We start from the raw sequence: 12,241 nt of genomic DNA, 5'->3' as shown, positions 1-12,241 counted from the left end.
TATGAATTTAACGTAATTTTTCCCTGAAGAGATATGAGCAATTAAGGTAAAAGCTATGTTTGGAATCGGTTTTCAGGAAATGCTGGTGATAGTTGTGCTGGCTTTAGTGCTTATTGGGCCCAAAAGGCTGCCTGATGTTGCTAAAGCCATTGGGAAGACTCTTGCTGAATTTAAACGAGCCGTTGAAGATGTAAAGGAAACGGTTAATGAAGAGATGTTCAAGGAAGAGAAAAAACTTTTAAAGGATGAATACGAAGATATGAAGAGTTCGGTAAATATTGATTTAGAGGAAAAGGTTGGAAACGGAGAAAAAAAGTCCTAAGAAAAGCAATGACAAAGAGATGACCTTTTTTGAGCATCTTGAAGAGCTCAGAAAAAGAATTATTACATGCGCTATCGCGGTTTTTGCCGGGTTTATAATCTGCTATATTTACTCCAGAGAACTTTTCTTCCTTCTGATGAAGCCTCTTCTAATAATATTGCCAAAAAGCCAGCAACAGCTTGTTTTTACCAATCCGGTACAACCTTTTATGGTCTATTTAAAAGTAGCTCTTATTGTCGGGGTATTCATTGTTTCGCCGTTAATATTATTTCAGCTCTGGAGATTTGTTTCTCCGGGGCTTTACAAGAATGAAAAAAAATATTCGCTTGTTTTTTTGCTGCTTTCCATTTTTTTCTTCATAGGCGGAGCATCTTTCGGGTATTTTGTTCTTCTTCCAATTAGTTTCAGTTTCCTGCTAAAATTTGCAGAGGGGCTGATTCCAATGATAACAATAAATGATGCCCTTTCTCTCATTTCCTGGTTGCTTTTTGGGCTGGGGATATGCTTTGAGCTTCCGGTGTTTTTACTTTTGATGGCTAAAATGGGAATAATATCTCTGGCAATTCTTACTAAAAACAGAAAGTACGCGCTTTTGATAAGTTTTCTAATTGCAGCGGTTGTAACACCAACCCCTGATATGTTTACTCAATGTACCCTTGCAATTCCATTGTATATTTTATATGAGATTAGTATTATATTAATTAAAATATTTGTAAATAAGCCTGCTGAGAAATCAGTATAACAAATTTCAAACAGGGGAAAATATTGAAAAAACTTATAATATTTATTCTTATTACTGCACTTTTTAATCTTGCTTTTGTTTTTAAAAATGCTGAAGGCGGGGTTGATTCCGTCGGAGAACCGGATTCTTACTTTTCTAAGAAAGCAACTGAAACTAAGTCACAGGCAATCTACCATTTTCTTTTATCTGAAACCAGCAGGTTTAAAGGAGATTTAATTGAGGCTATTGACGAAGCATTAAAGGCAACAGAAGCTGATTCCTCTTCTTCGTACCTGCACGCCAATCTTGCCGCATTATACTACAATACAGGAAATTTTAAAGAAGCTGAGAAGCACGCAAACGAAGCAATGAAATTAAATCCTCAGTTTCCGCAAATATACTATATCATTGGTGAGATTTTCGGAAAATCGGGCAATATTTCAAAGGCAGAAGAGGCTTACAGAAAAATTATAGAAATTGAGCCATCAACTATTGAAGCCTATCTGCTTTTGGGTTCAATATATAACGGTAAAAAAGATTTCGAAGAATCTGTTAGAATATATAAAAGGTTAATTTCTGTGAATTCCGGTATACTAATAGGTTATTTTTATTTGGGTCAGGCTTATGCTAATCTGGACAGATACGACGATGCAGTAGAAGCCTTTAAAAAAGCAATTGAAATAAACCCTCAGATGGATTCAGCTCTTTATAATCTTGCGAATCTTTATAGTGAGAAAAAAAAATTTGAGGAAGCTGAGGAGTTTTTCAAGAAGTTTATTGAGCTTAATCCGGAAAATGATGCAGGAATTAAAAACCTTGCAGAGCTGTATATAGAGCAGAATATGTTTGATGAGGCATTAGGACAGTTCCTCAATCTGAAAAAAATATATCCAAATGACCCGTCCAGTCATTACCAGATAGGAGTAATTTATTTTGAAAAAAAAGAGTTTGAAAATGCTCTGACTTCTTTCAGGGAATTTTTAAAATATAATTCAAAAGATATGCAGACAATTGTTTATGTGATTATGACGCTTGAAGATCTTAAACAATATGATAAAGCTATGGAAGAGACTAATAATCTTTTGGAAATTGACCCATACTCAGTGGTTGCAAGAGTGCATCAGAGCTTTATTTACCAAAGTATGAATCTTAATGAAAAATCAATAGAGCCAATTGATAAGGCTTTGGAAATAGAACCACAGAATTCAAGACTTTATTTTTATAAAGGACTTGCTCTCTACAAGAGCGAGAAATATGATAAGGCTGTTGATTCTTTTAAAAAAGCCATCGAGCTTGATCCCGGAAATGCTGATTATTACTTTAATCTGGCTACAGCCTATGACAAACTTGGTGATACGGATAATACTGTAAAAGAATTGAGAGAGGCTATAAAAACAGACAACAAACATGCAAATGCTTATAACTATCTTGGTTATCTTTTTGCTGATAAAGGTATTAACCTTGATGAAGCAGTAGAACTTGTTAAAAAAGCACTTGAAATTGAGCCTGAAAATGGGTTCTTTCTTGACAGCCTGGGGTGGGCATATTTTAAAAAAGGTGAAATTAAACTTGCAAGAGAAAAGATTCTTGAAGCCATAAAATTCTCTCCTAATGACCCGACAATAAGAGAACATATGGGTGATATATACATAAAGCTTAATCAGAAAGAGATGGCAATTTCTGAATGGAAGAAATCCCTTGAGATTGACAGTAAAAATGCAGGAGCAAAGAAGAAGCTTAATGAAATTATGCCACCAAACCCGAAATAGTCCGATTCTCAAACCACAAATTTTTAAACAGCTTACAGCTTGAATCTTTTATTAATTTCTGCCTCAACTTTTTTCAATACTTTCAGGAGAGGTATTCCCTTGTCTCTTGAAATCTTTTTAATGTTTTCATATTCAGGTGCTACCTTAAATATTTTTCCACCGATTTTCCCTGATTTGATTTCAACATTGCCAAGGCTTGTCTTTATTTTTTTCCCTTCTCTTTCAAGTTTATATCTGAAGGCTTCATAAGTCCTGATTCCAAACGTGCTGGTCTCTTTAAATAAGATATCGCAGACTCTTAATGCCTTTTCCTTTTCTGTAAGAATTGAGACTTTAACTGCAGGTCTGTTTTTTTTCATTATGATAGGAGTCAGGAATATGTCAAGGGCTCCGGCTTCAAGAACATTTTCCATTAACTCTTCATAGACCTGAGAGGGGAGGTCGTCAATGTTTGTTTCAATGACAGTTATCATATCGTTGTCATAGCCGGAAGAGTTTCTCCTGTTTTCCTGAGCAAGAAATATTCTTAAAAGGTTTGGAGTCCCGTTGATTTCTCTTGAGCCTGCTCCGTATCCGATTTTTTCTGCCATAATTGCTGGTAAGTTCATAAAGCCCTCAGCGACTGTTGCAATAATGGCTGCGCCTGTTGGAGTTGCTAACTCCATTTTTGTACCATTGCTGTAAAATGGTATGCCTTTTAAAATTTCAGCAGTTGCAGGGGCTGGCATAGGGAGAAGTCCGTGTTCTGTTTTAACAAACCCTTCCCCAACATTTATGGGAGAGCTTATGACCTTATCAATTTTTAAATAATTTAATCCAATTGAAAAAGCTACAATATCAATTATTGAATCAACTGCGCCTATCTCATGAAAATGTACATTCTTGACTTTTACTCCGTGGACTTTTGCTTCAGCCTTTGCAATTTTATAAAAGATGGCTTTGCTTAAACTTTTTACTTCATCATTTAATTTGCTTTTATTTATGATTCCATTTATCTCTTCTAAATCCCTGTGATGCTGTTTATGAAGATTGACATCAACATTAAACTTTATTCCCCTTATGCCACTTCTTCTTACTTTTGTAATCTGTAATCTGTAATCTGTAATCTGTAATTTCCTTAATTCCTTTTTTAAATATTCAAAATCAAGCCCTAAATCTATAAGGGCCCCTACAGCCATGTCTCCGCTTATGCCGGAAAAACAGTCAAAAAAAGCAATTTTCATAAGAAACCTCTTCGCAGACTAAAGTGAGTTCAGTTGAACGCCAGTGGCTGTGAAATAAAAAACATCAGTTAATGCAGTCTTATCCTTTAGTGTTGATTTTAATTTTATCTTGTTTTTAAACAACCTGAAAAAATAATTGGTAAATAAAAGGAAATCAAGAAACTCTTATTACCCAGAAACCTATTTAAAGCCCCTTACCATAAAAGAGTTATAAACTCATTAGAAAGATACTTTGATCTTTTAACTGCCCGTTTCCATAATCCCTTTTTTTGTAAGGGATAACAATGTTACAGAGAATCTCATAGGAACGGTAAGGCTCCTATAGAATTTGCTGATGTTAATATTGACAACTTACACTGGTTAGCTTTTTCTCAAAGAAAAATCAGACCCAGTTAAGTTGACAGTGCTAAAATTAATGAATTCCTGCGGCTTTAATTATTTTCCCTAAGGCAAGAGCTGTCTGGATTTTGAAGTCAGGGCTCATTATCTTTTTCCTCAATATATCCCTTAACTCCTTTATAACCTGACCATCTCCAATCTTACCTAAGGCAATAACTGCCTCAAGCTTCACCTCGTCATCCTCATCCTTTAAAGCCTTTCTGAATTCCTTAACATCTTCCTTACTCCCTATCAGTCCTAAGGAATGTACTGCTGCGATTCTGACCTCAGGATCATTATCCTGTAAAAGTTGTCTGATTTTAATCAGCTCATCCAGCGTTATTGCTTTACTCCCTATTTCTCCAATAACCGAAACAGCAGAGCTCCTGATTTCAAAATCATCATTATTCAAACCATTTTTAAGCCTTTCAACAACAGATGGTTCCCCAAGTTTATACAAAGCAAGAAATGCTGATATTCTGACATCATAATCATCATCTTTTGTAAATTTAAGAAGCGCAGGAATAACCTTTTTGTCCCCTAGCTTTGCTATGGTGTCTATAGCCTCTTTTCTCACGATTTCATCATCTTCTTCCAAAACGCTTCTAAGTCTTTTTGTAACATCTACCCCTCCTGTTTCTCCAAGAATTTTTATTGCCAGAATTCTTATATCATAATCATCTTCATCCAAAGCTCCAAATAATTCTTTATATGCAGAAACTTCCCCAAGCTTAACCAAACCTTCAGCAGCATAAAGTTTTATTTCAGGTTCATCTGCATTTAATAACCGTTTCAACTCCAATATCGCAGATTTATCACCCTTTTTCCCCAAGGCTTTAATTGCTTCAATTTTGACAGTAATATCACTATCATAAAGTGCTTTTTTAAATTCAGGTATAGAGGAAACATTTTTGTCTTCACCCCATACCTTTACAGCATATTTCCTGTTCCATTCATTGCTGCTGTTAAACATTTCATTCAATCTGGCTTGAGAGGGTAATACATTAAACTTCTTTAATGCTGATGCTGCTTCATCCCTTACATCATAATCTTCATCACCAATCAATTTTTGCAAATCAGGAATAAAAAAACTCTCATTTAAATCTGTAACAGCTTTAACAGTATCTATTTTAACATCTACGTCATCATTATCAAAAGAAGTCCTTATAAAACCAAGGCAGATTTCTTTCAGCAGAGGGAGCTGCTCAGCCCCTCTTATTTCTGCAATTTTGTCATAATCATCAAGGAGATCTCCATCTCTTTTAAGCTGAGAATAGAGTTTTATTCTCATTTCATAAGCCTTGTCACTTTTAGGGTTATTTTTTATTATCTCATATAAAATTTTAGAAGCCTCTTTTAGTTCGCTTTTTTGGATTAGTTTTCCAACTTCTTTAAGTTTGTTATCTTCTCCGCTTCTGCAACCTTTGCTACAACCCTGAAGATAAAAAATTATAAATACAATAAATATTTTTAAACAGAATTTGTGAAATTTTTGCATTTAAAAACCTCCTTAATAACAATATTCAGTTTCAAGTTTAAATTTCTGATAAACATATTCAACAGAAAATATTAATATCAGATATTCTTTTTTAGTTCAAACAAAAATATCATGACAGAACAATATCTGAGTCTAAATCATTGACAGGAACACAGTCTACCTGATAAAAACTTACAGGATATTTCATGGAAAAAAATTCAGATAAAATAAAAGGTGAACGGTTTTTCCTGTTTTTTTTCTTCCTCTTTAACATTAATTTTACTACTGCTTATTTCATATAACTTTTCTCCTTTGCTCACTGGTCCTGAAGAATGGAACTGGAAATATTCTCCACTTGGAACTTATAGTAAGCTATGGTTTCCATTTTTTGTTTTCCTGATTTATCTTTCATTTGTCTACTATCTCTTTTCAGTCTATAAAAATATTCTTTCACTGAAAAAAGAGCTGTTAACCCTTACAACATTGGTATTGTTAAGTTTCCTGTTTTTGATGAGTATTGCTTTTTTATATAAGGAAGGAATACTCTTTCTGAGTTTTAGAATCACTGAAGAAAGCTCAACAAGCTTTTTTAATGTTGCAGTAAACTTTAACAATAAAATAGATTACCTTCTTTCTAATTACTCAGAACTTATGCCACAGTTTATATCAGGAAATAATTAAACGTTAAGGGAAATATTCAAAAAGGTTTTTTGAACCAATCTCTGGTTTTGGCAATTCATAAATGACAGGTGATAAGTTTACAATATAATTTCTTTCAGAAGTTATTAATGATTTACCATATATAAATCTGAAATATTTTCTTTTACTGAACTCTCTCATTAATTTTTCATTCTTTTCATCACCCAAATCTCTTGCATAAATTATATCAGTATCAAGCTGCGGAGAATTCAACATGAAACCTGCTCCATAGTAATTTGGTGCAGCTTCCCCTTTTCTGAAATTTCCTGATTTTATAAATATTACCGCATTATGGATACTGCTCTTTTTTACTTCTTGTTCTAATACCTTATCTATATTCCAGTATCTGTTTCCGTACTCAGCAATTCTTTCTGGAATATAAAAAATTATGTTTCTTGAAATTAAAAAAAAGATAATGATTGGCAATACATTTTCAGCAGAAAAAGGTGATAATTTAAAATATTTCTGGGTCAGTTTTTTGATTGGCTCATCAATAAAGGTTATCCCTCTGATTGTAAGAACAAGAAGCATTGGTAATGTTATAAAATAATACCTTGCTCCAAAAGCGATTCCATCAAAATAATAGAAAATATACCCGAATACTACTGCAGAAAAGGACGAGAGAGATATCCAGTCCCACTTGTTTTTAGACTTGAACAGAAAAGGAACAATTATTAAAAAGAATGTTAAAATCGGCCAGCCAAGCAACCCCTCGCTAATAAGCTTTAAATTTTTTCTTGTATTATCAAGACCATCCCAAAAAGTATGCCCGTACTCCTTTAAATATGGAAGTCCGATTTCCTTGCCAAACCCGAGACGGTCAGTAGGGCAATATTTATTGAACGGAGTCTGAAAAGCATCTCCTGTCAGAGTAAAATTATAAAGCAAAAAAAGCATGAAGAAAAAAAGAAAAGATGCAATAAAAAAAACAACCTGTTTCAATTTTATTTCTTTTTTCATTAAATGATAAATTCCGTAGATAAAAAACGGTGCCGCTATCAAGACAGAATCATAAGGTCTTATGTTAAAGTTAAATCCTAAGGCTGCTCCTGAAAGAAAAGAGTATTTCCACGAATGTTTTTTAATTGATTCTAAAAAATAGATTATAAAAATACTTGAGAATAGCAGTGCGCTCGGATGAGAAAGATGTGTTGCACACATAAAAAGATAGAAAGGAGATAAAAGGCAAAGTAATGGCAAAAATCTTTCTGTTTCTTTTCCTAAAAATTCTCTCCCGAAAAGGGATATAAAAATTATTGAAATGCCTCCAATTAATGGATTTATTATCAATGGATAGCCTAAAATTACACCAAGAGAAAGCAATAGAGGGAAGCCAAAAAAATATTTTCCATACCATTTTCCTCCTTCGTTTATTATAAACTCATAATCGAAGAACTCTCCAAGTTTGTTGGGAATAGCATATAGTTTTCCCATTGCAAACACTTTTGCCTGAAAAAGATAGACTGTTTCATCCTGAATGTGGGGAATTCCTTGAAGAACAAAGACTGAAAAGAATGATGAAATAAGGAAAACAAGAAAGCCTATCATACATATATACTTCAGATAACTAATCTCCATTAAAAACCTTGTAGCTTTTCTCAACTGATACCTTAAAATTGTTGACAAAAAGACTGAAATAAAAAAAATCCCTGTTAAAAAAATAACCTCGTTTGTTCTTCTCAATAAAAATGAATCAATTGGCAGGAAAGAGATTTTAATGAAAATGATAAGAGCCACAACAGCAACAACTAAACTGAAGATCTGATAATTTATATTAACTTTCAAATCTTGCTTCATTTTTCACCATTAATACTAATTTATGATTCCTAAATTATGATTTTTTAATATTCCCTGAGGCAGCATCTAAGACAAGATGGCATCAATCCCCTTGTTTTCAGTTCCTTTCTGAATCCTTTATATCTCTTGCTGTTCCAAATTTCATTAAAGCTCTTATTTCCTATATTGTCTAATAGATGGTTGACACAGGGACCTATATCCCCTTTTGGAGTAATAACAGCTTTCCTCCATGCTGATAAACATCTGTCTCTGAACTCATAATTAAAATCATTATAACAGAACTTGATTTCATCTACTTTTATGCTCGGGTAAAAACCTACGGGTATTTTTAACTTCCTTTTTTGAATGTTCCTAATCTGTCTAATCATGGAATCTGTATTTATTCCACCCTTATAAGTGAAACCGAGGATATTTATCTGGTTAACCCTGTCAGCTTCAACACCATCGACATATTCTTTTCTCACCTCTTCATTGCTGAACATGGAATGCTGGAAAGTAAGAGAATCCACACCTAAATCTTCAGCAAGACTAACTGTATCTTCTAAGATTTGAGAGACCCTTCCATCATCTTTGAGAAAAAATATTTTATTTTTCAATGGTATGCTCATCAAAAATTCTGGGATTGTTTTAATTTGGAACTTTTGATGATCTGTATCTGTGGCGCAAATATTCAATCACTCCAGGCATAATTGAAATAACTATGATTGCCAGAATTACAATCGTAAAATTTCTTTTTATGATAGGAATATTTCCAAAATAATAACCACCAAAGATAAAAACTGCAATCCAGGCAACTCCTCCAATGATATTGTAATTGATGAAACGCCCGTAAGTCATGCTTCCAATACCGGCAACAAAAGGTGCAAAGGTACGGACAATCGGAACAAACCTTGCCAATATTATGGTCTTGCTACCGTACTTTTCATAAAAATTATGGGTTTTTTCAAGATACTCTTTTTTAAAAATACGAGAGTTCTCCTTATGAAAAACGCTTGGACCAATTAAATGCCCAATCCAGTAATTCACGGTATCTCCTGCTATTGCCGCAATGCTGAGAATTATAAAAAGAACATCGCATCTGAGTGCTCCGAGTGCGGCTATTGCGCCTGCGGCAAAGAGAAGCGAATCTCCAGGAAGAAGTGGTGTTACCACAAGTCCTGTTTCACAAAAAATAATTAAGAACAAAATTGCATAAGTCCATGTTCCATATTGACTGACTAAATCAAAAAGATGCTTGTCAAGATGCAGAACCATCTCAATAAAAGCCTTTATTATCTCCATAAATCTCTTTCTCCTGAAGCAATTTCATTGATTAAATAATAGATTTATCAGATTGATTCCTTCAAAACAAGATAAAAAGAAAAAACAGTTCAGATTCTTCGGGTTAATAACAATTTATTTGACAAACTGCATGTTTTTAATAAAAATAAGAATTATAACAGAATTTAGAAAAGCGTAACAGGGAAAAATATTATCAGATTCAACCTTCAAAAATTCATAAAGCCCGAGCTTAAAAACTTAAAAGCCTATCAAGCCTCTGTTCCAAACTGCAGAATAAGATTGGATGCTAACGAAAGCCCTTTTCCTGTTCCGTCAAAAATCAGGAAACTGGTGATTAAAGAAGCTTCTTTTCTCTCTTTTAACAGATATCCTGACCCTTCAGCTGCAGAGCTGAAAAAAGCCATTTCGAAAAAATTAAATACCCCTGTTAATTCTATCCTTCTTGGCAACGGCTCAGATGAGATTATATCATATATAATTTCAGCCTTCGGAAACTCCGGAGGGAAAGTGCTCTTCCCGGTTCCAACATTTGCAATGTATAAAATAATTTCAATAAGCCATGGACAAAAACCTGTTGAAATTCCATTAACAAAAGAATTTGATATTGATATCAGGGCTTTTAAGAAGAAACTGTCCGCTAAAGGCACCAAAATTATATTTCTAAGTTATCCAAATAACCCAACAGGGAAATGTTTTTCAGGCAAAGCTATATTTGAAATACTTAAAGACTCCAGCTCAATTGTTGTGATTGATGAGGCTTATTCTGATTTTTCTGACAGAAGTTTTCTCTCGCATATAAAAAAATATAAAAACCTGATTATTCTCAAAACTCTTTCAAAAATAGGAATGAGCAGTTTGAGAATAGGAATGGCTCTGGCAAACAGAGATGTGATAGAGACTCTTGAAAAAGTAAGACTCCCCTATAACTTAAACAGTTTTACTCAGGCAGCAGCAAAAATATTTCTCGATAATTTCTCCCTTTTAAACAAACAGATCAGAACAACAATAGCAGAAAGAGACTTTCTCTTTATGGAAATGAAAAAAAATAACGGTATTCTGCCATATCCATCAGATGCAAACTTTATTCTTTTTAAAACAAAAAACGATAATTCCACGGTCTATAACAAACTGATAAAAGAGGATATCGCTGTAAGATGTTTTACAGGGAATCAATCGTTGAACAACTGTCTTAGGGTAACAGTTGGAACTCCTGAAGAAAACCGTAAATTCTTGACAGCCCTGAAAAAAGTTATTAATAAAAAAAGTGGTGAATAGAAATGAAAACTTCTGTAGCATTGGTAGAGTGTAGGGAATATGATCAGAGCCTTGTTGACGCTTCATTAAAAAAGGCTTTTGACCTTCTTGACGGAATCAATAAATTCATCAAACCCGGACAGAAAGTACTTCTCAAAATAAACCTTCTCTCAGGGAAAGAGCCCGAAAAAGCCGTAACAACTCATCCAACCATTGTCAGGGGAATGATAAATCTGGTGAAAGAGGCAGGCGCAACCTCCATAATTGGCGATAGCCCCGCATCTGAAGGAAATAATAATTACGAAAAATATATAAAAATTTTAACTACTGCCGGAATAAAACAGGTAGCTGATGAAACAGGAATTCAGATTCTTCATTTCAACTCTTCGCGGATAGATGTAACAAATCCTGATGCACACGCTTTTAAAAAATTCACCATTACAGGAGAATTGTCAAAAGTTGATGTAATTATAAACCTGCCAAAATTAAAAACCCACGGTCTTGCACTTCTTACAGGAAGCCTTAAAAACCTTTTTGGATGTATCCCAGGGTTGTTAAAAGGTCAGCTTCATATGCGTGTACCTCACAGGCAGGAATTCAGCCAGATGATTGTTGACCTCTACACACTAATAAAACCAAGAATTGTCATAAACATAATGGATGGAGTTGTTGGTATGGACGGCAATGGACCAGGAAGCGGAAATCCAAGAAAAATAGGAGCAATAATTGCCGGAGTTGATGGAGTTGCAGTTGACTCTGTTGCATGCCAGATTGTCAGCAGAAGTCCCTATTCCCTCACCACCTGCAAGCTTGCAGAAGAACAGGGAAGAGGAATTGCAAATCCTGAAAATATTGAAATCCTCGGTGAAAAGGTAGAAAAATTCCTGATAAAAGACTTTCGGGTGCTTGAATCAGATGTCTCAACAAGCCCTCTTTTCAGGTTTATAATAAAAACATTCAGAAGCAGAACAACTGCAAAGCCTGTTGTGAAACCTAAAAAATGCACGAAGTGCAATACCTGCGTTGAAAACTGCCCTGCAAATGCCATAACGCTTGGTAGAAATGGTGCAGTAATTGACTACAATCCCTGTATACGCTGTTACTGCTGTCAGGAAGTATGTCCTGATGGGGCGATTACTTTAAAGAAAGGAATGCTTTATGGTTTGCTTGCAAAGGGATAAAAATTGTTTTAGTTAGTTCTTAGACAAGACTAAGGAAAATGTCCGAAGTCTTGCCGTATGATTAAAGCCCCCTACAAGGTCGATGGTAGTTTACTGCATTTATCTATTTATTTTATTATTTAACTTCAAATAAGTTAAT

General features: G+C 34.2%; 11 protein-coding genes. 5 read left to right on the top strand and 6 right to left on the bottom strand.

Going from position 1 to position 12,241, the window contains the following annotated elements:
* The first annotated feature begins 55 nt into the window (after positions 1–55).
* From A3H37_09865 to A3H37_09855, 3 genes are read left to right on the top strand one after another with little or no spacing between them, the layout of a single operon-like run.
* The gene (locus A3H37_09865) at positions 56–322 is read left to right on the top strand and encodes a twin arginine-targeting protein translocase TatB (protein ID OGL49903.1); all 267 of its coding nucleotides are present in this window, start codon (positions 56–58) and stop codon (positions 320–322) included.
* A gap of 19 nt (positions 323–341) precedes the next feature.
* A complete protein-coding gene (locus tag A3H37_09860; GenBank protein ID OGL49932.1) occupies positions 342–1,064 on the top strand; it encodes a twin arginine-targeting protein translocase TatC in 723 nt (240 codons plus the stop codon).
* Between the two features lie 23 nt (positions 1,065–1,087).
* Positions 1,088–2,812, top strand: a complete 1,725-nt coding sequence (locus tag A3H37_09855; GenBank protein OGL49902.1) for a hypothetical protein — start codon at positions 1,088–1,090, stop codon at positions 2,810–2,812.
* Positions 2,813–2,844: 32 nt separating this feature from the next.
* On the opposite strand, the gene A3H37_09850 is transcribed toward A3H37_09855, so the two are convergent.
* From A3H37_09850 to A3H37_09825, 6 genes are all read right to left on the bottom strand, one after another.
* A complete protein-coding gene (locus tag A3H37_09850) occupies positions 2,845–4,035 on the bottom strand; it encodes a TIGR00299 family protein (GenBank protein OGL49901.1) in 1,191 nt (396 codons plus the stop codon).
* A 412-nt stretch (positions 4,036–4,447) separates the two neighbouring features.
* Positions 4,448–5,911 carry a hypothetical protein gene (locus A3H37_09845; protein OGL49900.1) on the bottom strand — a complete coding sequence of 488 codons (1,464 nt, stop codon included), beginning with the start codon at positions 5,909–5,911 and terminating at the stop codon, positions 4,448–4,450.
* 413 nt (positions 5,912–6,324) lie between these two features.
* Positions 6,325–6,504 carry a hypothetical protein gene (locus A3H37_09840; protein OGL49899.1) on the bottom strand — a complete coding sequence of 60 codons (180 nt, stop codon included), beginning with the start codon at positions 6,502–6,504 and terminating at the stop codon, positions 6,325–6,327.
* Positions 6,505–6,574: 70 nt separating this feature from the next.
* Positions 6,575–8,386, bottom strand: coding sequence for a hypothetical protein (locus tag A3H37_09835; protein ID OGL49898.1), 1,812 nt, complete (start codon positions 8,384–8,386; stop codon positions 6,575–6,577).
* A gap of 44 nt (positions 8,387–8,430) precedes the next feature.
* A complete protein-coding gene (locus A3H37_09830) occupies positions 8,431–8,982 on the bottom strand; it encodes a hypothetical protein (GenBank protein OGL49897.1) in 552 nt (183 codons plus the stop codon).
* A gap of 31 nt (positions 8,983–9,013) precedes the next feature.
* Positions 9,014–9,667, bottom strand: a complete 654-nt coding sequence (locus tag A3H37_09825; protein ID OGL49896.1) for a hypothetical protein — start codon at positions 9,665–9,667, stop codon at positions 9,014–9,016.
* Positions 9,668–9,883: 216 nt separating this feature from the next.
* On the opposite strand from A3H37_09825, the gene A3H37_09820 reads away from it, so the two are divergent.
* Together A3H37_09820 and A3H37_09815 are read left to right on the top strand one after the other, a co-directional pair.
* Complete coding sequence (locus A3H37_09820; GenBank protein OGL49895.1) at positions 9,884–10,942, top strand: histidinol-phosphate transaminase; 1,059 nt, start codon at positions 9,884–9,886, stop codon at positions 10,940–10,942.
* 2 nt (positions 10,943–10,944) lie between these two features.
* Entirely contained in the window at positions 10,945–12,102 is a 1,158-nt protein-coding gene (locus tag A3H37_09815) for a hypothetical protein (GenBank protein OGL49894.1), read from the top strand.
* Positions 12,103–12,241: the final 139 nt, after the last annotated feature.

Source organism: Candidatus Schekmanbacteria bacterium RIFCSPLOWO2_02_FULL_38_14, from assembly GCA_001790855.1.
Classification (GTDB): Bacteria; Schekmanbacteria; GWA2-38-11; order GWA2-38-11; family GWA2-38-11; genus 2-02-FULL-38-14-A.
This window is presented reverse-complemented; position numbering and strand designations above follow the sequence as displayed.